The sequence below is a fragment of the Blautia sp. MSK.18.38 genome (assembly GCF_024460535.1).
GTDB lineage: Bacteria > Bacillota > Clostridia > Lachnospirales > Lachnospiraceae > Blautia_A > Blautia_A fusiformis.
In genome coordinates, this window is record NZ_JANFYP010000028.1 from 19,648 (window position 1) to 44,055 (window position 24,408).

The window sequence follows — 24,408 nt, forward strand, 5'->3', positions numbered from 1 at the left end:
AGGCATTTTACAGACTCAATTGGCTTTAGGGAGATATGATACGATGAGAACAATATTTGCAAAATATAACCCGCAATACAACAGCATTGATGTTTATACCCAAAAAAACTCCCGAATTAAACTGAATCATTCCTTTTTTACAGTTTATCCGATCTTCCGGAAGCCCTTCACAATAATCTGCTGATAATTATCCGGCTGCAATCCGTTCTCTCATGATCATATTATTTTTCCGCCTGTGCACATATCATATCCCATGCTTCATCATCAATTTCTTCATTGTGAAACAATTTTCTCCTGTCCTCATCTGTTATTTTTCTAATCACACGACATGGATTTCCAGCTGCAATGGACCAGTCCGGAATGTCTTTTGTTACAACACTTCCTGCACCAATTACCACATTGTCTCCAATATGTACTCCCGGACACACTACTGTATTTCCTCCCAACCATACATTATCCCCGATGGTAACCTCTTTTCCGTATTCAAAAGCAGAATTGCGCGTATCTGGATAAATTGGATGTCCTGCCGTATAAATAGATACATTGGGTGCCATCTGACAGTTATCACCGATTTTTACCTTTGCCACATCTATAATTGTACAGTTATAATTTGCAAAGAAATTTTTACCTACTTCTATATGCGAACCATAATCGCAGTAAAAAGGTGGGTTAATCCATGCACCTTCCGATTTTCCCAAAAGTTCTTTTACTATTTCTGCAATCCCATCAAAATCCGACCGATCTGCAAAATTAAGTTTTTGCAGAATTTTTCTACCTATCCTCTGTTCTTCCATAACCGCTTCATCTGAAATGTAAGCAAGCTGCATATCTCTTCTTTTTTTCATATCCATAATTTAATTCTCCATTTCTGTTAAATTTTTTAACCATTTATATTGTTTATAATGTTTAAATACTGCCGGAAGTTTTACCAGTTCATCCAGATTTAAGACAAAATACACCATCATTACTGGCAATTTAAATACAAATGCTGCGATACATCCCAGTGGAACTGCAAAGCACCACATGGTAACCACATCACATATTAATCCAAATTTTGTATCTCCCCCTGCTGGAAAAATACCACCTATTGTCATAGAATTAATTGATTTTCCTATTACATAATAGCTGCTTATAAACAGCATATTCTTTAAATATCCTGTTGCTATATCAGTCAGATTCGTAAAATGCAGGATTACAGGTGTCGCAAGAAAAATCACTCCAGCCGTCACCACGCCCAAAAATACCGAAGTTTTGCATAAAATATTTCCGTTTTTCTTTGCTTCAGATAAGTTCCCTTTACCAAGCAGATTTCCGACAATAATACTTCCACCATATCCAAAACCGGTACAACCACAGATTAAAAGATTCTTGGTTATATTTGCAATAGAATTGGCTGCGATAGCATCGGAACCAAGATGTCCAAGTATGACAGAATACATCGTAAATCCACCGCCCCAGGCAAGTTCATTAAAAAGTACCGGATAGACATGTTTCCAGAATTTCCTCGTTATATGGACTTCCCTGCTTTTTATGTCTTTTACTCCAATCCAAAATTCCTTTTTCAGGTGCAAAATATAAATCGTAATAACCAGACCAAGTCCATTTGCAATGACAGTAGCCAGTGCCGCACCTGCAATCTCCATTCTTGGAAAGCCCATGTATCCGTAAATCAGAATAACATTCAGAATAACATTCAGTATAATATTAACACAGACAACAACTGCACTTATTATGGTACATCTACCTGCATAACCACAATTTTTCAAGATTCCCTGCAAAACCTGCAGAACCCCTGAAAAGATATAGGATAATCCAATCACTTTCAAATACTTAATACCATAATCAATCAATATAGTATCGTTTGTAAACAGTCGCATGAGCATTTCAGGAATAAAGAATGTTGCAAGCAGAAAGAGAATGGAAATTATGAATACATATCTTAATACAAGTCCTGCTGATGTCCGTAATCCATCAAAATCTCTTTTTCCATAATACTGTGCAACAAACATATTTTCCCCTATTGTAAGTGCTGTTAAAATCAAATTAAAAACAAAGGTGATCTGCGAAGCCAGCGAAATTGCTGACAGAGAGTTCTGATTTAATCCTCCCAACATAAAAGCATCGCATGCACTTACAAGTGCTAACATAAATTGTTGTGCTGTAATGGGCAGAGCAAGTTTCAAAATCTTATTTGTGAATTCGTTTCCCATCTACAATTTTTCCTTTCTGTGCACAATATAAAAATAAACCAATTTTATTGATTTTTATACCATAATCAGCTATAATAATATAACAAACGTTCGAAAAGGAGATTATTTTGATGGAAGTATGTCCAAGCATTGTTTTAAATTCAGATGCATCTGAAAATGTTGCCTATAACAATCCAGACTTTCCTGCATATATAAAAAAGGGACAGCTTTCACGCTATCCTGATTTTCGTGCAGTCAGTCATTGGCATGACGATCTGGAATTTATTCTGATTTTAGAGGGACAGATGTTTTATGATGTGAATGGTCAGAAGATTTCTTTGCAAGCAGGTGAAGGAATTTTTGTAAACAGCCGCTGCTTTCATTATGGCTATTCCGATACTCATACAGAATGTCTCTTTACCTGTATTATGTTATCTCCGCAGTTGCTTTCTGTAAATACTTATTTTGTGGAAAAATGTCTAAATCCCCTGATACAGAATATTCATTTTCCCTATCAGCCACTGAATCCGTCTATCCTGTGGCAGAATTCTATTCTTCGTGACCTTGAAATGCTTTACAAAAAAAATGTGGATGAAATACAGCCATTTATTACGCTGGAAAAAACCGTTCATATTTTTCGCCTCCTTGCTGAAAATATGAACTATTTTCCAGATTATGATAAAGATACAGAGGATACTCTGGCTCTTACTACAATGATCGGATATGTGCAAAAAAATTATTCCCAAAAAATTATGCTTAAAGATATTTCATCCTCAGGAAATTGCTGCAAGACAAAATGCACTTCCCTTTTTCAGAAATATTTGAATACTTCCCCAATGGTATATCTAAATCGCTATCGTTTGGAAAAATCTGTTTTTCTTCTTCAAAATACTACAATGTCTGTTACTGAGATAGCATATACCTGCGGGTTTTCAAATAGCAGTTATTTTTGTGAACTTTTTCATAAGTATTATAATACCACCCCTGGGAAGTTTCGAAACAGTAATAGATAAGCACTATTCATATTCTTTGGCTTATAATTATAATGGGTATTTTTTAACAGTATCCCTGTTTTTCCAGCCAGTCTTTCACATAACATCGGAATGCGATACTTTCCGCCATCCAACTCTCAGATTTGCCACTCTTCACATTTAATATCACTTATCTGCTCGATTGGAATAACCGTTTGATCCGTCATAATGATGGTATGCTCGTATTCGTCTATCTTTTTTACAATACCAGAGCACGTAACATAGGAGCCGCCTGCTTTTTTTGCATCGGGAATAAAATAAGTTATCGATACTTTCTGTTCTATACCGATATTATTTCTGATTATATTGATTTTTTCATTCAGCTGAGCAATCGCTTCCTCGCTCAGTTCCAATCTTTCATCGGTTAATCTTGCCGTTTCCTTTATCGCAGCATCATGTCCGGTCAGGGCTGCAAAAGGAGCAAATTGCGCTGCCCGATCCCGAAGTGGCATTTGCGGATGATTCTTAGAGACCGGATGCGGTAAATTAATGATATCGTCATAAGAATTATTTTTCATCCTCTTTCAACTCCTTTACGCCTTATGACCGCCAATCTGTTCATTTCTGTCCCTGGCGGTTGCACCTTCCTGAAGATTCATCCCCTTCAGTACAGCGTTTTTTCCAAATTTCTTTTTGATACTGAGCATTGCTTCCTGCATACGTTTTTCGCGATCCAGCGCAGCCTCTTCCTCTTCCTGCTTTTTCCTTTGCGCCTCATAATCCGTAAAAAGATCCAGCTGCTCATATACTTCTTCTTTCTTGACAGAACTTTCATCCACAAGCCTGTTCGCTGTGATATTGATTCTTCTGACAAGCAGGTTTCTGTCAACGATCCTGTCATATAACTCTATTACTGCATCCGTTATCATCTTGGTTGAGGAAGTCTGCCGTTTCAGATTAGTCGTTCCATGTGCATGTTTCGGAATTCTTCTTCCATAACGGTCGATCGTAACCTCTCCATGATACTGTTTTCTCCTGTCGGCATTGTTCAGATTCTCAATATCATAACCAACCGTCAACACGATCTGATCCGTTACAAGCTTCTTATCCACCAAATCCAAAACCATCTGGTCTGTCATCTCTTTAACGACTAATTTTGCTTTTTCAAAATCATAAGGGCAATGAAGTACCTGCCCGGAACAAACACTGTTCGTTTCCGGCTTATAAGCCTTGACCATTTCCATGGTACAGGGCTCATATCCCCAGGCATGGTCGATCAGCAGCTCTGCATTAACACCAAACAACCTATATAACAGGTCTTCATTATATAACTCATTTTCTTTTCCGATGGAACATCTGGCAATATCTCCCATTGTATAAAGCCCGTATTCTTCCAGCTTCTTTGCATATCCTTTTCCTACTCTCCAAAAATCAGTAAGTGGTCTGTGACCCCAGAGTTTCCTTCGGTATGACATTTCATCCAGTTCTGCAATTCGTACACCATCTTTATCTGCTTTAATGTGCTTCGCCACGATATCCATCGCAATCTTACACAGATACATATTCGTTCCGATTCCAGCAGTTGCCGTTATACCTGTCGTTTTCAGCACATCCTGTATCATGGTCATTGCAAGTTCTCTTGCTGTCATATTATAAGTATGCAGATAATCCGTTACATCCATAAATACTTCGTCGATCGAATACGGGAAAATATCTTCCGGCGCAATATATTTCAGATAAATACTGTAAATTCTGGTGCTGTATTCCAGATAGAGGGCCATCCGGGGAGGAGCAACAATATAATCAATCTCCAGTTCCGGATTGGTATCTAATTCTGTGCTGTCATCAGAGGCTCCGATAAAAGTTCTGTTCGGCACTTTCCACCTGCGGGCGCTGTTGGCTTCTTTTACTTTTTGAACAACCTCAAATAAACGAGCCCTTCCTGGTATCCCATAACACTTTAAAGCTGGAGATACCGCAAGACAAATTGTCTTTTCTGTTCTGCTTTTATCTGCAACCACAAGATTGGTCGTCAAAGGATCCCGATTTCGTTCTTTACATTCCACAGACGCATAGAATGACTTAAGATCGATTGCAATATAGGTTCTTTCCTTTTCCATCATTCTACATCTCCCGATTCTCCTGTGTTCTGTTTCTAATTCTTATTTATCCTGCCCGAAAAACTTTCTCATCATAACAATCCGCTCAAGGATTTCCTGCCTGAATTTTTCAACATCATTCGTCCGTTTGCGCACACCAGCTGCTGCAGCATCTCCACCTCCGCCAAATGTCTGCAGGAGTTCATTTACATTGATCCATTTTCCATCAGACCGGAAGGAACAACGCCAGCGATTTTCTTCTTCCTCATACATGGTAAAACATCCTGTTTCTTACTTCCACGCTTTCCAGATATCCGGCTGATATCCAAGAGTGGATTGTTTTCCATTACGAACTACGGGTGTCTTAATCACCTGCGGGTTTTCCAACACCTTCTTAAGTTTATCTTCCTCTGCAATGTACTTAATGAGCGCAAGCAGATCCTTATCCTTGCCCTCCCAGTTGATCATATTTTCCAGTCCACCATTTGCCTGGGCAACCGAATTGAATTCACCCTTACTCATGCCTTTTTCTTTCATATCAATAAACTGAAACTTGATCCCACGTTCCTTAAAGAAACGTTCTGCTTTCTTTGTATCATTGCACTTCTTTGTTCCAAAAATCTGTACGTTCAAATCAATTCTCCTTATCCATTGCCATATGTATCATTTTCTCAAAGGATTCTCTAAAATGCTCATCATCCTCCGATGTTCGTTTTCGTGGGCCTCTTAAGTGCTTCTTTCCGGATGCCCTTCGTGCTTTCTTATTCAGATGCCGCTCCATAAGCATCTGGTCAATATTTTCATTGGTATACCATTTCCCAGATTGATGAATCGCATACGCATTTTTTCCAAGTGCCATTGCCGCAACTCCATAATCCTGTGATACAACAATATCGCCCCTATGACAAATGCTGATCAGTTTATAATCCACGGCATCTGCTCCGGCTCCAACTACGATCACTTCACTGTAATCAGAAGATAACACATGATTGGTATCACACAACAACGTTACCGGAATACTGTGCTCTTTTGCAACTTTTTCAACAATACCAATTACCGGACAGGCATCTGCATCAACAAAAATCTGCATATCTTCTCCTTTAATTACACATAAATGGCGTACGAACCTCGATGAGATTACCACTCGGATCATACAGCCTTACAAGCTTCTGCCCACCTGCAAGTTCTGTTAGTTCAGTGGCATATCGGACGAAATACTTACCGGATTCATATTTTACAAGCAATCCATCTATATCAAAATCCTCGAAATACAGTTCCATCATGTTATTGAATGGCGTAGAAGTTTCATTCAATGTTTTCCCCCATACGTCGGCATCCTGCAAAACAAGTCCCTCCGATAAGATCACATTGCCTTCATTCTTAAGAATCACTTGCAGTCCAAATAAGTCCCTATAAAACTCTATGGATTTTTCTATATCATCCACCACGATCAGTACGTTTTTCAGCATATCCGTCACCTCACAATCCGCTTTGAGTCAAGCGAATATTCGCAATCCGCATGCGGTTAAATAATCTTTCCAGACAAATGATCAATTTCATGCTGACAGATCTGTGCCGTCCATCCGGACAGCTTCTGCCTCTGTTTTTTCCAGTTAAAGTCATAATACTCCACTTCAATTTCCTGGTATCTGGTCGTCTTGCGGACACCGTCCAGGGACAGACAGCCTTCTTCTGTCTCATACATGTCACGTTTTGAAGCAATCACCGGATTGAACATCACAACATCTATGAATCCCATATTTACAATGATGATATTCTTCTTTACACCAATCATGTTTGCAGCCATACCAACACACCGCTCCCGGTTCGCCTGCAGTGTATCCTGCAGGTCTTTTCCCACCTGGATATCTGCTTTCGTGGCCGGTTCAGATGACTGGCCTAAGAAGAAAACATCTCTTACAATTTGTTTTACCATTTATTTTCTCCTATATTCCATTTTTTATTTATCTTAATTGGAAAACTTTCTCATCGACTCAAGTATAACATAAATACAATTCCTATAGTGAATCTTTCCTACCAAACAAAATTTCTTCCCATTCCTTTTTTACTTTTCCTTCATTTGTTCCAACACCTCTGAAGCCAATCCGGTAATCATTCTCTATTAAAAATCAAACTCATTCGGATCAACAGGATGAGCTGTCATCTGCTGATAGCAAAATCCGATGCATAGAGCATGACAATTATACGCACATTTGTAACATGGATCTTTTTTCTGCGTTCCATGCGAATCTCCTCTGCGAACATCTCTTGAACGGCGTCTCTTCTGCGTTTGGCATCAATATACCTCTCCTCTGCCTGCATGCATTCCTCATCAAGAATCGGAATCATCCTTCTTAATACCGGCGCGAAATGTTCCTCTTCCTGATCCCAGGAACACTGGCGCTGCATACAACGCGGCTTCTTATCAATCCTTCCTGCATAATACAGACACTCTGAACAATAATGTTCTCTGAAGGTCTCCTCATCAATCACCGGTAACTTTTCTTTAATCTCTCTAGTTATTTCTTCTGCTTTTAGATATGGTTTCATCTGTTTAATCTCCTTTCTGTTTGCCACTTCTTTTCACTGGCAACACAAGGGTATGGCAGAAGTTTCCCTCTGCCACACGACTTCTATTGTCAGTTACCCCGGAATACACCGGGGCAATCTTTTTCATACAGTGCTCGTTTGTCTTGTTCACACGTGTATCCCATCTCAGGGAACACCCAGTCCGTTAGCGCCATCGCAGGCAGCCTCAACCATATCGTGTATGGTCTCCAGGATCCTCACTCCTCCTGGCCGACATCATTCGGGAGTATCATTATCAATTCGCTGCTTTTCCAAGAAAGCCATTGCCGCAGCAATGTTTTAATGCAAACCTCTGTTTCTGTTCATCCTCGGACCGATTGTCCTTGGACTTATCCGGAATCCTATCTGGCAGGACTCCGGCGAACTGGCAAGCTCATTTAATTTTCAAAGTGCTAATCCAGCTTTTTGATTCAAATTTTTGATCTGTAGCCTTCTCAACTTCTAAATACAAAAAAGTTTGGGAAAGTTTAGGGAGAAATGAAAAAAGATTTAAAAAATAAAAACGCCAGCGGAAATAACTCCACTGACGCCTTACAAATACTATTGATTTTTGACTTCATATTCATTATTGAGCTTGTTGTTAACTGATAATTCAAGTATAATAAACTCCATACGAGAAATACACGTCTTGCATGAGGACTTAAATATTGATAATCCTCATGTTTGGCGATATACGGGGAGGAAATTCTCATGGGTAAACAATCCACCAGGGAAAACAAAACAATTTACCAGCTTTGCCGAGAAGCGGCAGGACTTACAAGTGCAGAGGCCAGTGAAAAAATGGATGCTGTCTCTGATTCAAAAATTGAAAAATTTGAATATGAAACACAAGAACCTACACCTTATGATATCCTCCAGATGGCAGATGCCTATAAAAGACCAGATCTTTGCAATTATTATTGTTCTCACAAATGTGAAATCGGTCATCGTTATGTTCCAGAAGTTGAAGTGACCGATCTGTCAAATATCATTTTGGAGACAATTGCCAGTCTAAATGAAATCAATCCTCTTACCGGTCGTCTGATCCAGATTGCCCGTGACGGTAACGATGATGAAATGAAAGATTTTGCTTATATCAGTAAAAAACTTGATGAGATTTCTTTAGCTATAGACTCTTTGAATCTTTGGGCAGATAAGACAGCCGGAGAACAGGGACTTAATCTTGAGCTCTTAAATGCCGAAAAAGAAAAATTAAAATAATCCATAACGCCACAAAAGGCAAGGAACCATTTCTGACTCATTGCCTTTTACTTTACATACGCTGTAATTGATTGACTATACTTTCTGTTCTTCGAATTGCTTCTTCTACCTGTCTTTGTGCATTATTGATTCGATCCTGGACCACCCAGTCCACAACAAATCCATCAAAAAAATAATCCGCAAAAGAAAGAAAATCTCCAGTATCGATATTCAAGTTACATACCATATTTACATCATTTAATTCTCTACTGAAATTACGAAGATCATACTTTGCCTGTTCCATATTCCGTTTGGCCTGATCAATTCTAGAATGTTTTAGCATCGTAGTGAAAAAACCACCGCCAAACATATCTACCAGTCCCCAGTTCTTTGCACTGTTTAAATTTTCTTTTGCTGCCTGAAGACTGTTCAAAGCTCTACGTCCAGCTTCAATTGCTTCTCTTTTTTCTTTTTCAATATCATATCCCATTCGTTTTCTCCTCCTGATCGATTATGAATGTGACGTCACCAATGCTATAATGCCACCAATAATCAATAATGGAAAAGCAATGTACATCAGTCCACCTACAACCATACCAATCAATATCACCGGGAAGAAAATAACTGTGCAAAGTAATTTCATAATTCCCCAGGATGCTTTTAATCCAAATATAAAAAATTTTCCAACAAACCAAATCATACAAATTGCAAATAATAACGATAACATTTTTTTACTCCTTCTGAAACTCATTCTAATATGTGTCTTTCATTTTTTCTGTTCTTTTTCTGCTAAATATTCAGATGTGTTCTTTATGCCAAGCTTATTACTGAATGCCGGATTTTTCTCCATCTTTTCTATTATCCGGATTAATCGAATTCTCTGTGCCGCTTCCATCTGATCACCCCATTTATATTCTGTTTTTTGTTGATATTGTCACTATAACAAATTTATTTTTCATAATACACATCCACCATGAGGAATTGCATCTTTATATTTCTCGAATTTTGAGAATTCTGTCTTTATATTTCTCTGCACGAAGTGTTTCCTATCTATGCTGCCTCTTTTATAATAAGCATATCCGAGCAACATCATAAATTATTATTAAAAGGGAGGTTATGCTATGCGAATTGAAAACTTGCAAAATGAAAACAGAAAATATGCGAAAAGTATCGAAAACTTCCATGTGCTTGAACATGTGCAGGATGCCAGCGTTTCACCTATGAATGCAATGAATGAGTATTTCATGAGTAAAATGAATGTCAGAAGAAGACAGGTTGTTATTGATATTGATAAAGACCATTCAGCTGTTATCCAGGCTGGTGCCATGCAATGGATGGGTGGTAATGTACTAGCCACATCTGGTGTAAAAGGTATCGGAGATTTCCTCGGAAAGGCATTCAAGGGTGCGGTTACAAAAGAAACCGCAGTTAAACCGGAATATATTGGTGAAGGCTGTCTGGTATTAGAACCGACATACAAATATATTATCCTTGCAGACATTGGCAAATGGGGACCAGCCGGAATGACAATTGAAGATGGCATGTTCCTGGCTTGTGATGCAAATGTAAAAAGTAAAGTTGTAGCCAGAAAGAACCTTTCATCAGCAGTATTAGGTAGCGAAGGTCTGTTTAATCTGAGTTTGCAAGGAAATGGTGTAGCTGCACTGGAGTCTAATGTTCCCGAAGATGAATTGATTGAAGTCATATTGGAAAATGATGAACTGAAAATTGATGGAAACCTTGCTGTATGCTGGTCATCAAATCTTGAATTTACCGTAGAAAGATCTACAAAAACACTTGTCGGATCTGCAGTTAGCGGAGAGGGTCTGGTAAATGTTTATCGTGGAACAGGACGGGTACTGATGTGTCCGGTCGCACCGACAACTTCCTTATTTGAGTCCACTAACACCATGGCAGCTAAAGCTGCTGCTAAATCCAGCAATACATTTGGAAAATAAGTGTAAAATACATTCTCTTGTAACCAACAAACGCCGATATAGGATTATAAAAATCCTGCATCGGCGTTATTAATTGTGATCATTTTATTTTCTTTATTCAGATGAACTGCTTATCATCAATGCAAATTTTTAATTCTTTTCAATTCCATCTGGCATATGATCTTTCTCAGTTATTTTTCGAATGACCCGGCATGGATTTCCAACTGCCAAACTATACGGCGGAATATCTTTTGTTACAACACTCCCTGCACCAATTACACACCCTTCTCCTATGGTGACACCACCGCAAACAACCACATTGGATGCCAGCCAGCAATTATCCTTTATAGTTATTGGCTTCGCATATTCAAGATTATAAAAACTTCCATCTTCTCTTTTCCTAATATTGCGTTCTTCAGGTAATAATGGATGCATAGGAGTTGCCAATGTAACATTTGGACCAATCATCACATTATCGCCTATATGTATTTCACATACATCTAAACATGTAAAGTTAAAATTAGCAGAGCTGAATCTTCCAAAGAACGTATTACATCCGTAATCAAAATAAACAGGCGCCTGTAAATAGGGGAGTTCCTCTGTTGCTGGCAATAATTTCCTCAATATCTGTGCTTGTTCTTCTTGATCATCTTCATCTGTCGAATTGTATTTTCTTGCTAATTTACGTGCATTCACGCGTAATTGCTCCAATTCTTTATCCGTTGGATCGTACAACCCTCCACTTAGCATTTTTTCTCTTTCAGTCATTTCCGATAACCTCCAAATTCAAAGTTATAAATATCAGTTTCCCCACTCTCTCATGGTCTGCAATATTTTATCTAATGCTTTTGCACTTTCCGTCATCAAATACGGACATAGCCATAACTATATTATCTACTTTTAGATCACCGGAAAAAATATCCATCGCAGAAGGTATCTGTTTAAAATTAATTTCAACAATTTCTTCATAGTTCTCTTCTGCAAATCTTTCAACTATATATGTTTTTCCTGTTTGTCTGGCTCCCTGAATTACAAGACATTTTTTGTTTTTTGAATCTACCCATTTTTTATGTAATGCGTCACTTTTCTTTTTAACATAAAACATCTCCTGTTACCAAATAATATTTTTATCAAGAACAACTTTGTAACATTTTTAATTACTATATTTCTTTTATCATCAACATTTTAGAATATTATATCATTGATCAATATATATTAAATGACTTTTTCCATTTCATACAATCTCTTCTGAAGCTCCGGTTCAAAGAAATTCTACATTCCTTCATCAAAGCTTATGAAAGGCTTCTCCATATCTTCAGTTGTGAAAATCAGGGCATTTTCGTTACTTTTCTTAACCGCACAGTCTGTGAAATTTTTAAATTCCTTATCAGTGACCGGCTGCTGCATATGCTTAACATCAAACAATACTTCTGTGTCAACCAGACTGTTTCCTGTTCAGGTTTTATTTGAACTCCAATATTAATATTACCATCCGTGAATAATATTATTTCATTTTTCATCAATAAGACCTTACACATTCTACCCTATCACACTTGCACCAAATGGCATGAAAGAGAGTCTTGCCATCTTGAAGAACTGCTTTCCAAATGGAATTCCAACTATCGTAATGCACCAAATACAACCCACTATCAGGTTTCCAAGTGCCATTTCCCATCCAAAAAATATAATCCATATAAGATTTACCAGAAATGAAAACATGCCATTTCCATACACGATTTCTTTTCCAAACGGCCAGAATGCCAGGGTTGCAAATTTAAAGCATTGCAGACCTACCGGAATTCCAATAATTGTAATACACCATATGCAACCTGCAAAAACCCAGGCCAAACCGCCCAGTAATCCTCCAAATATAAACCAAAGGATATTACCTATAGTTCTCATGACAACATCTCCTCCTCATCCAATGTCTAATATTCTTTTGCAATTTCCTCTGTTATCTCATATATCTCTTTGAATTTTTCTAAGTCCTCTGGAGATCTGATCAGCATGATTTCTTCGATTTTTCCAGTCCGTATGTCTTTGAATCCTGCTACTTCTTCTCCGGTACAAATGCTTGCACGAATAACTGGTTTCATATGTTCTCGGTCATATGTTTTTTTCACGATTTTCTTTTTGAATAATCCCATGCTACCTCCCCATCTCCGAATATCTTCGACAACAAGATCAACTATTTAATTTCTGGAACATTTTTCTGCATCAATCGCAAGTACGAACATCAACGCATCCAATGCATTTCCTGGATCCTGCACATCAATAACATATGTATCAGTCATATGAAACAGTTCTTTACTAACCCGTGCAATTGAATAACCGCTTTGATTAAGAATGCTATAGTCCCATTCCATAATGGTTCCATCAATATGCCATCCATTGTAATCAATATTATAATGTGGCGTCAGGAATGAGAATTCTTTGCTCAGGCATCCGATATAACTGCCGTTTTTATAAATTTCAAATTTAGGAAGAAAAGTAAGTACTTTCTGAACAACCATTCCTACTTCATTTCCATAGGCATCATAAATTACAAGTTTATGTCCCCAGGACAACTGGCCTTTTACTACATAAACAGTGTTGCCTGCTTCATCATAGATATCATAGCTGTCAAACCATGAAAACAGCCTTTGTTTAAACAATAACTTCATAACTTTTCACCGCTCTCTCCAACAGATATAATTGGTTCTTTATAAGTATCATAATACCATGCCGGAACACCTTAAAAAATATGTAAATCGAAGAATTAACTCATCTTATTTCACGGATTATGATAAAACACATATTACCAGCTATAAATCTCTACTTGTTCACAAAAAGATATAAAAAAGACCATCTACTGCTTGTTTACGGTAAATGATCTTTTCATTGCAATATTTAATTAAATATCATACTGAGCCGATTGTTCACGTATCAATTTACATGTTTCTCATTGTATTGCTCGCCCTATTATAAATACAATTTGTTTTCCTTCCTACTGGAACAAACCTTTTTCATTTTCAGTCCAGCGATAAAACTGACAAGCTTACTGTAATTTCTTGCTTTCTTCGGACAGACTGCTACACAGTGCATACAAGAAATACACTTATCCTTATCGGTCATCTTCGGATTGTCCAACGGAATGGCACCTGCCGGGCATTCTTTTGCGCACAGACCGCAGGAAGTGCATTTTCCATTTGCAACAGGTTTGAATGGAACACCACCATATTCTCGATATGGTCTGTTTCCCGGAAATGCAGGTATCCTTTGTGCTTCGCTGTTTTGCATAATCTTTGCGGCAAATTCCAGCAATTCCTTTTCATCCTGCCGATCCGGGCGTCCGGTTCCAAATTGGTGCATCAGGGAATGCTCTGCGACTGCCTCCATTCCTGCGATACATACAAATCCTGATGCCTCCAGAACATCCTGTAGTTCCAATAGCGTATCATCAATCATACGGTTTCCAAATACTGCCACAAGAATTGCTTTCGTACCATCTGCCTTTACTTTGCAGAACATATCCGTTACAACTGCTGGAATGCGTCCACCGTAAGACGGTACAGCAACCAAACATAGGTCCTTTTTTTCAAATTTCACCTTCATGAGTTTATCTGATTCTTTAATTAGGTCGATTTCTTCAGCATCCAGCTTCGTCCCTTTCGCAACAATATCTGCTACTTTCTCTGTACCCCCTGTCGGGCTGAAAAATATGTTATAAAATCTCATAATGATCCTCCTACTGATTCCGATTTGTTTATTGCCCTTTTATAACGGTTGACCAATTGTTTTCAATCGTCTTTATATATTTGAAAGGAATTCTTCTATCAAACTATTTATCATCTCCGGTTTATCTGTATTAGAATTATGACCGGCCCCTTCAATCCACTTTAAAGGAATTTTCGTTTTTCGATGCCATTCTCTGTTATACCTTATGCATGAACCGGCATGATCCTTTGTACCACATATCAACAGGGAAGGACATTTGATTTCATATGGCAGATTCTTTTCCATTGCCTCTGCCAGAATACGAAATCCATGCCCGGCAATTTGGGCATAACGATGCTGATCACCATCATAGACCAGCATCATTTCCTTCATCAGATTTCTGCCATAATCAGAAGTTGCAACTCCCTCAGTTCCGGATTTCAAAAGCAACTTCCATGGGTAATGTGCATATACTGGTTCCATTCTTTTCAGAAGCCAGATCTCCACTGCTGTCACATAGTTTCTCTGGAGCGGTGCTGAATCAATGGAAATAAAACCTGCCAGCCGGTCAGGATACAATTGTGCATAAGCCTGTCCCACATATCCTCCCATTGATTGACCTATTATAATTGGTTTTATGATTTCTTCTTTTTCAAGAATCACATTCAGCCATTTTGCCTTATCAAACAGATCAAAGTCAAAGCGGAACGGCCAGGAAGAGGCATGAGCCGGTGCATCCCATACAATAATATTATATTTTCCATCGAAGTACTCAACCTGTTTATCAAATAATCTATGGTCAGCAGTCAGCCCTGGTAAAAATACAAGCGTCGTTGTATCCAAACTCAGATTATTTGACCAATAGTGAATTGTTCCGCAAGGAGTTTGATATGTACTTTCCTTCAACAAATCCACCTCCGCAATTTTCATTTTTCTCAGTTACACAAACTGAAAAACTTTAACTATTTTCATATTGTTTTTTTATATCAAATACGGTCTGCTACATCTCATCCGGCATTTGACCATCGTGGGCTTTCCATTGACACTCCATCAATTTCATATCTGTAAATACCGCTTTAAACGATGAATCTTCCGGACTGCATGCATAAATTCCAAATTTGATTTTTCCTGCACCAGCCCACATATGACAAATCCTCATTTGCTTAAACCGTATTCCATCCTCAGAACATTCAATGCAATAATCATCTTCACGTCTACTGAGACGATACCACATAGATTTAATCTCTGCATCAATTTCCGTAGTTGCCCAATCTGAATATCCATTGTTTGTCACAACACTTCCCAGGTGCTGAAAATAGTCATTCTCATATTCTATAGAACCTTTCAACCAATTCTCACTGTCAAGATACATAACCACACCGCACTGATCAAAGCGATGATGGCTTTCCTTAAAATCAGTTTTCACTATAAATGAAAAAAATTTTTCCTCTGTTTCTATCTGCAGAACCGGAGCATTATCATTGCGGAAATGATAGTAAGTTCTTTGCCACAAATCAGTTCCAGGCTGTGTAATAATCTCAATTTTGTCATCTGTCAGCGTGTAATCATCAGGTTCTCTCGTCCACTTAAAATCTTTTATATTCATCTCATTATCCCTCCAACTTCCGATTTCACGACATCATTTCTAATACAGATTTTACCGTACTTTTTAATCTCAGTCCATCCTTTATACCCAGGCGATAGAAAAACTCTTCTGTCTCTGCTCCGCTGGCAAATATTTCATCACAATACTTCGTAAGCACTTCCTCTTGTTCCGGAGACAGTGTTTCCAAAAGCTTCTGGTATTCCTTCTCTATATTTTCATTAAATGGCTGTGTATCTTGATTTGATTTCCATTCAGAATATGCTTTGCTCATACGATTGGAGATCATCTTATCAACAGACTCCTCTACGTCTTTTGACGTCTTTGAGGGAGACTCTTGCTTTTGAACTTTTTCGTTCTTCGCTTTTTCAAGTGTTGACTCGTCAATATAGTGAATAATTTCTCTCAGATTTGCCTTCATAGATTGCAGGTATCCTCTCATCAGCACTGCCAGTTTCTCACTTCTGACTCCAATGCCAGGACAAATGCTCCTGCAGCCAATACACCTACCAACATGAATTCAGCGATTCCCAGGATAATATAATTCATGTACTGCGTGCAGTACCAAATGATGGTGCACACAAAGTCAGCCTCATTGATGCGCCTTCCACCGGACTTTGCTTCCGCAGTTTCCTTCACTATCCCTTCTCTGGAATCTGTTTCCACAAGTCCCTTTCGGGTCATCCTTTTGACCGCATGTCTTTTCGCCTTAAATTCCTCCAATCGCTTTCACCTCCTTTCTCCCCAAATGGATAAAAAATAAGGCCATCTATCGTGGATAACGGTAGACGACCTCAAGTTATATACTTCTTTATGATGTTATTACTTTGTATTTGTGTTTTAATGCTTTTGACAGTGCAACATTTGTAAATGGAACAATCTGATCATTTTGCAAGCGGCCAAGGACAATACCCGGATCTCTGTCAATTCTTTCAGCAAATCTGCGGATAGCATTTTCGCTAAACTCATTCATTCTAACGAAAGCCTCATATTCTCCCGGAGGGATCAATTTGTCTTCCGCATATTTATCTGCTGCATCCTCCTGTCCAGCGTGCTCATTTTCAAACGTAATTCCATAATCACCATTAATAATATGGCCAATCTCATGGAACAGAGTAAACCAAAATGTATCTGAATAGAAACGTCTGTCATTCACCATCAGCATTACATTCTGCCCAATCTTCTTGGTTGCACCATTTATTCCTGAACCCGGAAGATTTGGAAGTATTACGAATATTACTCCCGCATCTTCAAAGGCCTTCCTAATCAGTGGATAAAAATCACCATGCTGTGTTGTTAATGTCAATGCATAATCAACAGCTTTTTCAAACTTCTTTTTGTCAAACTTAGGTGCTTCTATCTTCAGTGCCTGATTAATTGCGATCTGAACCATTGCATTTGCTCTGGCAGTATTAGCCTCTTTCATATCCTCAGATGCACTTCGGAAACTAACTGCCATATTTTGCTTTGTAAAAACAGATAATGATGCAACATTTAAAAATTCACGTAGGCACTTAATCTGCTCATTTGTTTTTCTCGGAAGATCAGGCAATCCAAAATTCTCTCTGAAATATGTGTACTGAAAGTACTTGAAAATTCTTCTTTCCTGCTCTAATTCCTTGGATGATTCAAACTCAGCAATCAAAGCGTCATAGCTCTTCTGAAGATTCAGCCAGTAGTCAACACTAGTCCCTAACATTCGAGATAATTTCATGGCTATATCGATTGATAAGCTTTGCTCCCCACGTACCAGAATGCTTAAATTCTTTGGCGTGGTATCCAATCGTTTTGCAAAATCTTTCTGAGAAAGTCCACTTTCTTCAATGATTTCTTTGATATAGTATCCAGGATGAAAAGCAATCTTATCATTATATTCAATATAATTACTCATAATGGTTACTTACCTCCTTTACTTCAACAATTCTAACCACACCAGCAATTTCATCAATATTACAAGGATCATAAGGTTCTTCATTCTCATCTAATGGCTGAATAATAATACGCCATGGATCTCTTCTCGTTTTTACATCTATAGCAAAAAATCCATCCATATTGCCACTCAACTTATGAAAATGAAACGTCGGCATCATTACTATATCCTTAATTACACTCGCCTGCAGCATAGCATTTATTCGGGCAAATAGGCTGGTTGCTAATGCAGCATTCCCGCCAAACAATTTTTTTGCAGTTTTTAAATCGGTACATTGTTTCTGAACTTTACTGTTATTGTATAGTAGCTGCACGTTTGCCCTCCTTTTTAAATTACCCGTCGGGTAATCTAAATATACCATCAGGAGAGGCTCTAGTCAATAATCCACACACTCCAAAGATCTCGGAGTACGTGGATGTGCAGAAAATCTTGGCATCGGATACAGCACATTAACAAAATGGCTGAAAGACTTCCGGGAATCAGGTGATATTCCTGTTCGTGGTTCTGGTAATTATGCATCTGATGAGCAGAAGGAAATTGCCCGTCTCAGACGTGAATTACGTGATGCCCAAGATAAAAAAAGCAATCAACATTCTGGAAAAATGACGGAAGCCATTTATCTTGAAGTGTCTGAGAAGACGGAAGCTGCCAAAAAGGCTGGACGCCGGGTTTCCGTCTCCGGAATGTTGAAATTTTTAGGTGTCTCTCGCTCAGGATATCTTGCATGGCTCCACAACGTACCTTCTGATACAGAAAAACGTCGTAAAGCTGTAAAAGCAAAAATACAGGATATTTATGATGATTCCAAGGCTCCTTCTTAAAATATATAGATTTCACAAATCCCTATCGATATACATTCTTTTGTCATAGATGTATAAAGATTTTGCACAGTTCGTTTTTTCATAAAACTTATTCTGTTTTTCAACTTCTATGATATAATGCTTTATTATAATAATTCCCATGAACAAAATGAGGTGAACCAAGTGAAAAAGAAAACACTTGTGCCTCTTATCACTTTTTTACTGGGCATATGCCTTATTAGTTTGATTGTATACAAAACAGACACCCACGAAAAAGAGCAGAGACACATAACAGCACAATTAAACGTAGCCACCTATGGCGAACAAATAAAGAATGAAATTACAAATGGAATTGAGATCACAGATACCTTGAAGCAAATCTTAATAAGTGAAGATGGCGAAATCCGTCAGTTTGAAACAATTGCAGGAAATCTTATGTCTGATTCTATTGAAAGTGTACAGCTCGCTCCTAATGGTGTTGTTACAGATATTTATCCGGCTAATGAAAATGAGGCAGGTAAGATTGATTTGATCCATGATAAAGACCGCGGAAAAATTTCCTGTTACGCAAGAGACAACCATACAATCATTACGCAGGGCCCCTTCAAATTAAAACAGGGAGGATATGGAATTGCAGTCCGCAATCCCATATACCTGAAAGATAAAAACGGACATGAGTATTTCTGGGGATTTACTATTGTTATCCTGCGTGTTCCGGATATTTTTTCAGATTCAATCAGTGCACTTTCGAATTTTGGATACGAATACAAAATTTCAAAAACAGACGCTCCATGGAGTGATACTTATAAAGTGGTTTATCAATCAGATGGGCAAATAAATCGTCCTGTTTCTTATACATTTACAATAGGAGACGAAAACTGGAAATTTGAAGTAACTCCTAAAAGTGGATGGAGAAATGCCACATTACTGATAATCATCATCGGAATTTTTCTTACAATAAGCCTTCTCCTGTCAGTTCTTACCAGAGTATGGTTAGTAGCAAAAGAACATAAGAAAAAGTTTCAGATACTGGCACGCACAGATTCTCTTACAAATATTTATAACCGCTATGGATTTGATGAATTTGCAGAAAAAATGATTCAAAAAAATCCAAAAACACATTTTGTGGCTGCGCTCCTTGATATCGATGATTTCAAGTTTATTAATGATATCTATGGACATAATTACGGAGACAGGGCACTAAAGAATCTTGCAGACAGCATGAAGACTTTTTTCCCATCCGATGCATTACTTGGAAAAAATGGTGGTGACGAATTCTGCATTCTTTTACCAAATTGTACCTTTGCAGAAGCAGATATACAGCTGCAGAAATTCACCAAACTTCCTAAATCATTCTCATACCATGGTAAGGAACATGCATTTTATGTTTCTCTAGGATATGCAGAATATCCAACATTTGCATCCAATCGTTCACAACTCATGCGCTGCGCAGATGCCGCTCTTTATGAAATAAAGCTTCATGGAAAAAATGGATGTATGGTCTACAGAAAAGGACTTCGGTCAGGTGCCCGCAAACAACTTGGATTCGCATTCAAGGATATCTCTGAACATCTTCCAGGTGCATTCATCATATACAGAGCTGACAAAGAAGATGATGAACTAATTTTTGCAAATGATGAATTTCTTCATATGTCCGGATATAAAGATATAGATGAACTGTTCAGACTTACTGAGAAAAGTTTTCGCAACTTGATTCGTGAAGATGAACAGCAACAGATAGAATCAAGTATCTGGGAACAGATTGACAACGGCAATGAAAATGACTATATTCACTTTCATCTTCGAAAAGCTGACGGAACTTATTTTTCTGTTCTTGATCATGGAAGAATTGTAGAGAGCCCGCAATACGGGAAAGTATTTTATGTATTGTTCATGGATTGGGAAGATATACATATTCGTTACAATGATAAATTCGCAAGATAAAATATTGCAAAAAACAGAGCGTATGATCTATTTTCATATAATGTTTATGTCGGCAAGCTCTATCAAAAGGAAATCGACTTTGTTGCTCAGAGAAGCAACGAGAAGTTTTATATTCAGATCAGCGACAACATTTCCGGGCAGGAAACATTTGAAAGAGAATGCTTTCCTCGGCTTCAGATTCGAGATGCTTATCCGAAAATGATTATTGCTAGAACCAAACATCCCCCATATAACTATGAAGGAATCGTAATTCACGATATAGCCGATTGGTTACTACAAGAATAAGCAAGGCGAAATATCTCCAGCATTCTCTTTTGAAATGATGGAGATATTTTTATTATGACGGAGATTGCAGATGAATTCAGACGAAGCATCCTATGAAAAGAGTTTTATATGGATGTACTGAACTGTGATCCGATGTCTTTTGACAAGGAATGCAAACTGACTATTTAGTGGCTACACCCCCCAAGCCCCTGTAGAATAAATAACGCCAGTACTGGATATCAAAAATCCCGCACCGGCGTTATTTATTAAAATATTTTGTTTTTTAATCTTCAACACTCTCTACTGAAACTTCTTTTTTCTTCCTACTTTTACCAGAAATCATCTTGTGTCCTGTATAAATAGCCATAATCATGCAAAGCAAAGAACTTGCTGCAAAGTACTTATGGCCTTCTTTTGATCCCTTATAACCTGTATAAAAAGTTCCAAGCATTGTAATCAGTGCACCGATAGACCAATATTTATGTGATTTCATTCAGATACCTCCTGCCGTTTTTCTTAATCATATACCTTTTAAAAGATATATACAAACTGGAAGTTAGCGATTTCTTTTTCCGGTATTCTCTGTCCCACGGATTTCCTCATGATAGAAATAATCTACGATCACCGGATGTCCCTGCGGGACTCTGCCATAAGGCATTTCATTATCCACAAAGGCACAATCATACTTCTTAGCCATTTTCTCAGCTTTTACTTCAAGTGCTTCAAAGTAGCTGCGGTTATGCTTGTTATAGATCTCGTCGTAAAGTGGTACAAGATCAGGATATTTTCCGGCGATATAATTCATAATTGTCTTTTTGAAACCGCCTCGAAGATTGAGATTTTCGAGCCAGAACAGATCGCACTGATCCTTTACCCGCTCAAAGATTGCTTCAAAATCCGTGATACCGGGAAATACCGGGGATACGAAACAGACTGTACGGATACCTGCCTCATATACCTGCTTCATAGCAGCGATACGGTGCTCAATGCTCGAAGCAGAGTCCATATCGTTCTTGAAATTTTCATCTAGTGTGTTGATCGACCATGAAACGGTTACACGTCCAAGCTTCTTCAGTAAATCAATATCTCGTACCACAAGATCCGACTTTGTGCAGATCAGAATATCTGCGTCACTGCCGATCAGCTGCTCCAGAAGTTTTCTGGTATTCCCGAATTGCTCCTCCTGTGGATTGTAGCCATCTGTCACAGAACCGATGACCACCCGCTGTCCGGCATATTTCTTCGGATTTTTAATTTCCGTCCAATGCTTCACATCAAGGAAAGTGCCCCATTCCTCCTTGTGCCCGGTAAAGCGCTTCATAAAAGAAGCATAGCAATACTTGCAGGCATGTGTACAGCCCACATAGGGATTGACCGAGTAACCGCCTACCGGCAGACTAGACTTAGTCATGATGTTCTTTGTTTCCACCTCACGAATGAGGATTCCATTTATTACTTCTTCCATGATTTCTGTACCTCTAACACTTTATTAAATTCTTCCGGCATTTCCTGAATCATATTTTCATCCCCTATGATAGGGACAAGGTCTTCCTTCATAAACACCGGAATGCCGAGCTTATGTGCCTGGTCCGCCAGAGACCATGCCCATTCCGGCTCCGTATGAATCTTCCTGCTCTGAGCTCCGGTCATGGTGCCCACAACGATCCAATTGATTCCGGAAAGGTCAACTGTGCCGGGATCGTCGAATAACGGCTCAAAGGTAACATGGTAATGTTTTGCTCTGACGTTTTTCCGAAGGGCGTCGATACGCCACAGTTCTGCTTTCCTCGTCACCGTAACGCCAAACCATGCGTTTTCCAAATCGGTATCAAAATCCAGCAAATCAGGTCGCTTGGTAAGGAACAGGAACTGATGCTGTGGATTTTCACGGATCTTTGCAAATACCTCGTCTCTCCATTCCGGCTTCCATCCGGAGAGATCGCTCATCCCGGTAAGAAGAAAGTTCTGCGGACGTTTCTTTTCCATCATCTTGAGCTTACCCGGAAAGAATTCAGGGTCAGCGAAGTCATCAATCATATGCCAGCGTTTCACGTTGTTGCGGGCATAGCAATATGTACACCCCACTGTGCAGCCAATGACGATATTCATGTTCTGAATCTGATCTTTGATACAAATACTCATGACTTCTGCCACTCCTCAAGATTCTTTCTGATGCGGTCGAGACATTTCTCAAACCGGGTAATTTCTTCCTCTGAAAAACCTTTGTAGTAAATACTGCCCATCTCATCAGATACAGAATCGTACTCGCCCTTTAAGGCATGTGCTTTCTCAGTCAGAAACAGGAGTGTTTTCCTTTTGTCCGTTTCAGACTGAACACGGCTTATCAGCCCTTGATTTTCCATTCTTTCCAGCATCGTAGTAAGAGATGTTATCGCTAATCCGCATTTAGTCGAGAGTGACCTGATTGAGATACCATCCTCCTGCCACAACACATAAAGAATACGTCCCTGGGCTCCATTAAACGCATCAATATTCTTTTCACTGAGAATCTTCTCAAAAATCCGGTCTCCAAGCTGTTTTATTTTTGTGACAAGAAATCCTCCATTCATTTCCATGCAAAAGCTCCTATATAGTAGTTTATTAAAAACATACTATATAGGAGCTTTATTGTCAAGAGTTTATATGTCTTAATAGGTAAATTCCATTTTTTCAATTCTCCAAACTTGAATTTATATAATTATTCCTCTAACTTTCCCCATTTTATAGGCTTTCCTGCCTGTCCATTAGTGAAATGATATGTAGTTTCCCTTATTTTTGCCCTTATGAGATAATCACAAGGGAAATAAGGGAATTTTTTTTAATCATTGCCTACCACTTTATCAAGAAGCCGAACCGATTTTCGTTTCGCATCTCTTGTGGAGTGAGCATAGACATTCATTGTGGTACTTACATCTGAGTGTCCTAATAATTCCTGCACATCTTTTGGAGCAGCTCCATTTGCCAAAAGGTTGCTTGTATAGGTGTGACGTAACTGGTGGAAATGAAAGCCTTCAAATCCCTCTAATGTTTTTGCCACCTTTCTGCATACCGTCCCCAAAGTAGTCGGAAGTTCCAGACAACCATCCGGTCTTAAGCAGACGAAAGAAATTTCTTTATAATCTGCCGGGACTTCCTCTGTTCTGTCTAAGCAGTAATATTCGTAGTACACTCTGTTTTTCTCTTTGACCTCTTTGTAGTAGTTCGTGT

General features: G+C 38.5%; 35 protein-coding genes and 2 pseudogenes. 7 read left to right on the plus strand and 30 right to left on the minus strand.

All coding sequences use genetic code 11. From position 1 onward, the window contains the following. Window positions 1-221 precede the first annotated feature (221 nt). A complete protein-coding gene (locus NE638_RS14870; protein WP_021650092.1) occupies window positions 222-851 on the minus strand; it encodes a sugar O-acetyltransferase in 630 nt (209 codons plus the stop codon). 3 nt (window positions 852-854) lie between these two features. Next, the gene (locus tag NE638_RS14875; protein ID WP_021650093.1) at window positions 855-2,210 is read right to left on the minus strand and encodes an MATE family efflux transporter; all 1,356 of its coding nucleotides are present in this window, start codon (window positions 2,208-2,210) and stop codon (window positions 855-857) included. Between the two features lie 110 nt (window positions 2,211-2,320). On the opposite strand from NE638_RS14875, the pseudogene NE638_RS18465 reads away from it, so the two are divergent. Continuing rightward, window positions 2,321-2,626, plus strand: a pseudogene (locus tag NE638_RS18465) (cupin domain-containing protein); the annotation flags it as partial. 132 nt (window positions 2,627-2,758) lie between these two features. After that, window positions 2,759-3,202, plus strand: a complete 444-nt coding sequence (locus NE638_RS14880; RefSeq protein ID WP_243121666.1) for a helix-turn-helix transcriptional regulator — start codon at window positions 2,759-2,761, stop codon at window positions 3,200-3,202. A 116-nt stretch (window positions 3,203-3,318) separates the two neighbouring features. Here the strand turns inward: NE638_RS14880 and NE638_RS14885 are convergent, their stop codons facing one another. The 8 genes from NE638_RS14885 to NE638_RS14920 form a co-directional block, all read right to left on the minus strand. Further along, on the minus strand, window positions 3,319-3,738 hold the full coding sequence (locus NE638_RS14885) for a hypothetical protein (RefSeq protein WP_021650095.1): 420 nt from the start codon (window positions 3,736-3,738) through the stop codon (window positions 3,319-3,321). 15 nt (window positions 3,739-3,753) lie between these two features. Then, window positions 3,754-5,280 carry a Y-family DNA polymerase gene (locus tag NE638_RS14890; RefSeq protein WP_173746547.1) on the minus strand — a complete coding sequence of 509 codons (1,527 nt, stop codon included), beginning with the start codon at window positions 5,278-5,280 and terminating at the stop codon, window positions 3,754-3,756. Between the two features lie 42 nt (window positions 5,281-5,322). Then, window positions 5,323-5,532 carry a DHHA1 domain-containing protein gene (locus NE638_RS14895; RefSeq protein WP_021650097.1) on the minus strand — a complete coding sequence of 70 codons (210 nt, stop codon included), beginning with the start codon at window positions 5,530-5,532 and terminating at the stop codon, window positions 5,323-5,325. 18 nt (window positions 5,533-5,550) lie between these two features. Further along, a complete protein-coding gene (locus tag NE638_RS14900; protein ID WP_021650098.1) occupies window positions 5,551-5,892 on the minus strand; it encodes an arsenate reductase family protein in 342 nt (113 codons plus the stop codon). 1 nt (window position 5,893) lies between these two features. After that, complete coding sequence (locus NE638_RS14905; RefSeq protein ID WP_173746534.1) at window positions 5,894-6,349, minus strand: YaiI/YqxD family protein; 456 nt, start codon at window positions 6,347-6,349, stop codon at window positions 5,894-5,896. A 10-nt stretch (window positions 6,350-6,359) separates the two neighbouring features. Next, the gene (locus tag NE638_RS14910) at window positions 6,360-6,728 is read right to left on the minus strand and encodes a VOC family protein (protein ID WP_021650100.1); all 369 of its coding nucleotides are present in this window, start codon (window positions 6,726-6,728) and stop codon (window positions 6,360-6,362) included. Window positions 6,729-6,784: 56 nt separating this feature from the next. Further along, window positions 6,785-7,195, minus strand: a complete 411-nt coding sequence (locus NE638_RS14915; protein WP_173746535.1) for a peptide deformylase — start codon at window positions 7,193-7,195, stop codon at window positions 6,785-6,787. Window positions 7,196-7,419: 224 nt separating this feature from the next. Further along, complete coding sequence (locus NE638_RS14920) at window positions 7,420-7,809, minus strand: hypothetical protein (RefSeq protein ID WP_173746536.1); 390 nt, start codon at window positions 7,807-7,809, stop codon at window positions 7,420-7,422. 729 nt (window positions 7,810-8,538) lie between these two features. Between NE638_RS14920 and NE638_RS14925 the strand changes: the two genes are divergently transcribed. Next, complete coding sequence (locus tag NE638_RS14925) at window positions 8,539-9,048, plus strand: helix-turn-helix domain-containing protein (RefSeq protein ID WP_173746538.1); 510 nt, start codon at window positions 8,539-8,541, stop codon at window positions 9,046-9,048. Between the two features lie 52 nt (window positions 9,049-9,100). On the opposite strand, the gene NE638_RS14930 is transcribed toward NE638_RS14925, so the two are convergent. From NE638_RS14930 to NE638_RS14940, 3 genes are read right to left on the minus strand one after another with little or no spacing between them, the layout of a single operon-like run. After that, window positions 9,101-9,517: a hypothetical protein gene (locus tag NE638_RS14930; protein WP_092071042.1), complete on the minus strand. Its 417-nt coding sequence runs from the start codon at window positions 9,515-9,517 to the stop codon at window positions 9,101-9,103. A 21-nt stretch (window positions 9,518-9,538) separates the two neighbouring features. Then, on the minus strand, window positions 9,539-9,754 hold the full coding sequence (locus NE638_RS14935) for a hypothetical protein (protein ID WP_044964168.1): 216 nt from the start codon (window positions 9,752-9,754) through the stop codon (window positions 9,539-9,541). A 39-nt stretch (window positions 9,755-9,793) separates the two neighbouring features. Continuing rightward, window positions 9,794-9,922 (minus strand): hypothetical protein, encoded by a 129-nt coding sequence (locus NE638_RS14940; protein ID WP_015526470.1) that lies wholly within the window; start codon window positions 9,920-9,922, stop codon window positions 9,794-9,796. Between the two features lie 226 nt (window positions 9,923-10,148). Here NE638_RS14940 and NE638_RS14945 point away from each other — a divergent pair, with 226 nt between their 5' ends. Next, on the plus strand, window positions 10,149-10,985 hold the full coding sequence (locus NE638_RS14945; RefSeq protein WP_173746539.1) for an AIM24 family protein: 837 nt from the start codon (window positions 10,149-10,151) through the stop codon (window positions 10,983-10,985). A gap of 129 nt (window positions 10,986-11,114) precedes the next feature. Here the strand turns inward: NE638_RS14945 and NE638_RS14950 are convergent, their stop codons facing one another. From NE638_RS14950 to NE638_RS15005, 12 genes are all read right to left on the minus strand, one after another. Next, window positions 11,115-11,732 carry a sugar O-acetyltransferase gene (locus NE638_RS14950; protein WP_173746540.1) on the minus strand — a complete coding sequence of 206 codons (618 nt, stop codon included), beginning with the start codon at window positions 11,730-11,732 and terminating at the stop codon, window positions 11,115-11,117. A gap of 67 nt (window positions 11,733-11,799) precedes the next feature. After that, window positions 11,800-12,069: an AAA family ATPase gene (locus NE638_RS14955; RefSeq protein WP_173746541.1), complete on the minus strand. Its 270-nt coding sequence runs from the start codon at window positions 12,067-12,069 to the stop codon at window positions 11,800-11,802. A gap of 434 nt (window positions 12,070-12,503) precedes the next feature. Further along, complete coding sequence (locus NE638_RS14960) at window positions 12,504-12,866, minus strand: YccF domain-containing protein (protein WP_015526476.1); 363 nt, start codon at window positions 12,864-12,866, stop codon at window positions 12,504-12,506. Between the two features lie 26 nt (window positions 12,867-12,892). Further along, a complete protein-coding gene (locus tag NE638_RS14965) occupies window positions 12,893-13,111 on the minus strand; it encodes a hypothetical protein (protein WP_015526477.1) in 219 nt (72 codons plus the stop codon). A 45-nt stretch (window positions 13,112-13,156) separates the two neighbouring features. Further along, on the minus strand, window positions 13,157-13,627 hold the full coding sequence (locus NE638_RS14970) for an LURP-one-related/scramblase family protein (protein ID WP_021650109.1): 471 nt from the start codon (window positions 13,625-13,627) through the stop codon (window positions 13,157-13,159). 298 nt (window positions 13,628-13,925) lie between these two features. Beyond that, a complete protein-coding gene (locus NE638_RS14975) occupies window positions 13,926-14,681 on the minus strand; it encodes an EFR1 family ferrodoxin (RefSeq protein WP_173746542.1) in 756 nt (251 codons plus the stop codon). A gap of 72 nt (window positions 14,682-14,753) precedes the next feature. Continuing rightward, complete coding sequence (locus NE638_RS14980; RefSeq protein WP_118609017.1) at window positions 14,754-15,566, minus strand: alpha/beta fold hydrolase; 813 nt, start codon at window positions 15,564-15,566, stop codon at window positions 14,754-14,756. A 94-nt stretch (window positions 15,567-15,660) separates the two neighbouring features. Further along, a complete protein-coding gene (locus tag NE638_RS14985; RefSeq protein WP_118609018.1) occupies window positions 15,661-16,266 on the minus strand; it encodes a DUF1349 domain-containing protein in 606 nt (201 codons plus the stop codon). A gap of 25 nt (window positions 16,267-16,291) precedes the next feature. Beyond that, window positions 16,292-16,684 (minus strand): hypothetical protein, encoded by a 393-nt coding sequence (locus tag NE638_RS14990; RefSeq protein ID WP_227588488.1) that lies wholly within the window; start codon window positions 16,682-16,684, stop codon window positions 16,292-16,294. Between the two features lie 20 nt (window positions 16,685-16,704). Continuing rightward, window positions 16,705-16,986, minus strand: a complete 282-nt coding sequence (locus tag NE638_RS14995) for a hypothetical protein (protein ID WP_147602739.1) — start codon at window positions 16,984-16,986, stop codon at window positions 16,705-16,707. Window positions 16,987-17,074: 88 nt separating this feature from the next. Next, complete coding sequence (locus NE638_RS15000) at window positions 17,075-18,154, minus strand: HigA family addiction module antitoxin (RefSeq protein WP_147602740.1); 1,080 nt, start codon at window positions 18,152-18,154, stop codon at window positions 17,075-17,077. Next, on the minus strand, window positions 18,147-18,506 hold the full coding sequence (locus tag NE638_RS15005; protein WP_173746543.1) for a type II toxin-antitoxin system RelE/ParE family toxin: 360 nt from the start codon (window positions 18,504-18,506) through the stop codon (window positions 18,147-18,149). The genes NE638_RS15000 and NE638_RS15005 overlap by 8 nt, the downstream gene beginning before the upstream one ends. 289 nt (window positions 18,507-18,795) lie before the next feature. On the opposite strand from NE638_RS15005, the gene NE638_RS15010 reads away from it, so the two are divergent. The 3 genes and pseudogenes from NE638_RS15010 to NE638_RS15020 form a co-directional block, all read left to right on the plus strand. Beyond that, entirely contained in the window at window positions 18,796-19,014 is a 219-nt protein-coding gene (locus NE638_RS15010; protein ID WP_243269229.1) for a hypothetical protein, read from the plus strand. A gap of 162 nt (window positions 19,015-19,176) precedes the next feature. Then, entirely contained in the window at window positions 19,177-20,937 is a 1,761-nt protein-coding gene (locus NE638_RS15015) for a diguanylate cyclase domain-containing protein (protein ID WP_256137230.1), read from the plus strand. 36 nt (window positions 20,938-20,973) lie between these two features. Beyond that, window positions 20,974-21,222, plus strand: a pseudogene (locus NE638_RS15020) (ATPase); the annotation flags it as partial. A 262-nt stretch (window positions 21,223-21,484) separates the two neighbouring features. Here the strand turns inward: NE638_RS15020 and NE638_RS15025 are convergent. The 5 genes from NE638_RS15025 to NE638_RS15045 form a co-directional block, all read right to left on the minus strand. Then, window positions 21,485-21,694 (minus strand): DUF6219 family protein, encoded by a 210-nt coding sequence (locus tag NE638_RS15025; RefSeq protein WP_008392833.1) that lies wholly within the window; start codon window positions 21,692-21,694, stop codon window positions 21,485-21,487. 63 nt (window positions 21,695-21,757) lie between these two features. After that, entirely contained in the window at window positions 21,758-22,666 is a 909-nt protein-coding gene (locus NE638_RS15030) for a radical SAM mobile pair protein B (RefSeq protein WP_059086551.1), read from the minus strand. After that, a complete protein-coding gene (locus tag NE638_RS15035) occupies window positions 22,654-23,343 on the minus strand; it encodes a radical SAM mobile pair protein A (protein WP_021650119.1) in 690 nt (229 codons plus the stop codon). Before NE638_RS15035 ends, NE638_RS15030 begins: the two co-directional genes overlap by 13 nt. Beyond that, the gene (locus NE638_RS15040) at window positions 23,340-23,777 is read right to left on the minus strand and encodes a radical SAM mobile pair system MarR family transcriptional regulator (protein WP_005608550.1); all 438 of its coding nucleotides are present in this window, start codon (window positions 23,775-23,777) and stop codon (window positions 23,340-23,342) included. The genes NE638_RS15035 and NE638_RS15040 overlap by 4 nt, the downstream gene beginning before the upstream one ends. 242 nt (window positions 23,778-24,019) lie before the next feature. Beyond that, on the minus strand, window positions 24,020-24,408 hold a 389-nt coding region (locus NE638_RS15045), incomplete at its 5' end, for a tyrosine-type recombinase/integrase (protein ID WP_173746545.1).

Excerpts from the sequence above, each read along its gene's own strand:
- NE638_RS15025 (WP_008392833.1), bottom strand. The coding sequence starts at position 21,694 with ATGAAATCACATAAATATTGGTCTATCGGTGCACTGATTACAATGCTT.
- NE638_RS14930 (WP_092071042.1), bottom strand. The coding sequence starts at position 9,517 with ATGGGATATGATATTGAAAAAGAAAAAAGAGAAGCAATTGAAGCTGGA.
- NE638_RS15040 (WP_005608550.1), bottom strand. The coding sequence starts at position 23,777 with ATGGAAATGAATGGAGGATTTCTTGTCACAAAAATAAAACAGCTTGGA.
- NE638_RS15000 (WP_147602740.1), bottom strand. The coding sequence starts at position 18,154 with ATGAGTAATTATATTGAATATAATGATAAGATTGCTTTTCATCCTGGA.
- NE638_RS15035 (WP_021650119.1), bottom strand. The coding sequence starts at position 23,343 with ATGAGTATTTGTATCAAAGATCAGATTCAGAACATGAATATCGTCATT.
- NE638_RS15010 (WP_243269229.1), top strand. The coding sequence starts at position 18,796 with ATGACGGAAGCCATTTATCTTGAAGTGTCTGAGAAGACGGAAGCTGCC.
- NE638_RS15030 (WP_059086551.1), bottom strand. The coding sequence starts at position 22,666 with ATGGAAGAAGTAATAAATGGAATCCTCATTCGTGAGGTGGAAACAAAG.
- NE638_RS14960 (WP_015526476.1), bottom strand. The coding sequence starts at position 12,866 with ATGAGAACTATAGGTAATATCCTTTGGTTTATATTTGGAGGATTACTG.
- NE638_RS14895 (WP_021650097.1), bottom strand. The coding sequence starts at position 5,532 with ATGTATGAGGAAGAAGAAAATCGCTGGCGTTGTTCCTTCCGGTCTGAT.
- NE638_RS14990 (WP_227588488.1), bottom strand. The coding sequence starts at position 16,684 with ATGAAGGCAAATCTGAGAGAAATTATTCACTATATTGACGAGTCAACA.
- NE638_RS14910 (WP_021650100.1), bottom strand. The coding sequence starts at position 6,728 with ATGCTGAAAAACGTACTGATCGTGGTGGATGATATAGAAAAATCCATA.
- NE638_RS14940 (WP_015526470.1), bottom strand. The coding sequence starts at position 9,922 with ATGGAAGCGGCACAGAGAATTCGATTAATCCGGATAATAGAAAAGATG.
- NE638_RS14890 (WP_173746547.1), bottom strand. The coding sequence starts at position 5,280 with ATGGAAAAGGAAAGAACCTATATTGCAATCGATCTTAAGTCATTCTAT.
- NE638_RS14965 (WP_015526477.1), bottom strand. The coding sequence starts at position 13,111 with ATGGGATTATTCAAAAAGAAAATCGTGAAAAAAACATATGACCGAGAA.
- NE638_RS14880 (WP_243121666.1), top strand. The coding sequence starts at position 2,759 with ATGCTTTACAAAAAAAATGTGGATGAAATACAGCCATTTATTACGCTG.
- NE638_RS14935 (WP_044964168.1), bottom strand. The coding sequence starts at position 9,754 with ATGTTATCGTTATTATTTGCAATTTGTATGATTTGGTTTGTTGGAAAA.
- NE638_RS14970 (WP_021650109.1), bottom strand. The coding sequence starts at position 13,627 with ATGAAGTTATTGTTTAAACAAAGGCTGTTTTCATGGTTTGACAGCTAT.
- NE638_RS14925 (WP_173746538.1), top strand. The coding sequence starts at position 8,539 with ATGGGTAAACAATCCACCAGGGAAAACAAAACAATTTACCAGCTTTGC.
- NE638_RS14915 (WP_173746535.1), bottom strand. The coding sequence starts at position 7,195 with ATGGTAAAACAAATTGTAAGAGATGTTTTCTTCTTAGGCCAGTCATCT.
- NE638_RS14955 (WP_173746541.1), bottom strand. The coding sequence starts at position 12,069 with ATGTTTTATGTTAAAAAGAAAAGTGACGCATTACATAAAAAATGGGTA.
- NE638_RS14870 (WP_021650092.1), bottom strand. The coding sequence starts at position 851 with ATGGATATGAAAAAAAGAAGAGATATGCAGCTTGCTTACATTTCAGAT.
- NE638_RS14975 (WP_173746542.1), bottom strand. The coding sequence starts at position 14,681 with ATGAGATTTTATAACATATTTTTCAGCCCGACAGGGGGTACAGAGAAA.
- NE638_RS14920 (WP_173746536.1), bottom strand. The coding sequence starts at position 7,809 with ATGAAACCATATCTAAAAGCAGAAGAAATAACTAGAGAGATTAAAGAA.
- NE638_RS14950 (WP_173746540.1), bottom strand. The coding sequence starts at position 11,732 with ATGACTGAAAGAGAAAAAATGCTAAGTGGAGGGTTGTACGATCCAACG.
- NE638_RS14885 (WP_021650095.1), bottom strand. The coding sequence starts at position 3,738 with ATGAAAAATAATTCTTATGACGATATCATTAATTTACCGCATCCGGTC.
- NE638_RS14945 (WP_173746539.1), top strand. The coding sequence starts at position 10,149 with ATGCGAATTGAAAACTTGCAAAATGAAAACAGAAAATATGCGAAAAGT.
- NE638_RS14905 (WP_173746534.1), bottom strand. The coding sequence starts at position 6,349 with ATGCAGATTTTTGTTGATGCAGATGCCTGTCCGGTAATTGGTATTGTT.
- NE638_RS14985 (WP_118609018.1), bottom strand. The coding sequence starts at position 16,266 with ATGAATATAAAAGATTTTAAGTGGACGAGAGAACCTGATGATTACACG.
- NE638_RS14875 (WP_021650093.1), bottom strand. The coding sequence starts at position 2,210 with ATGGGAAACGAATTCACAAATAAGATTTTGAAACTTGCTCTGCCCATT.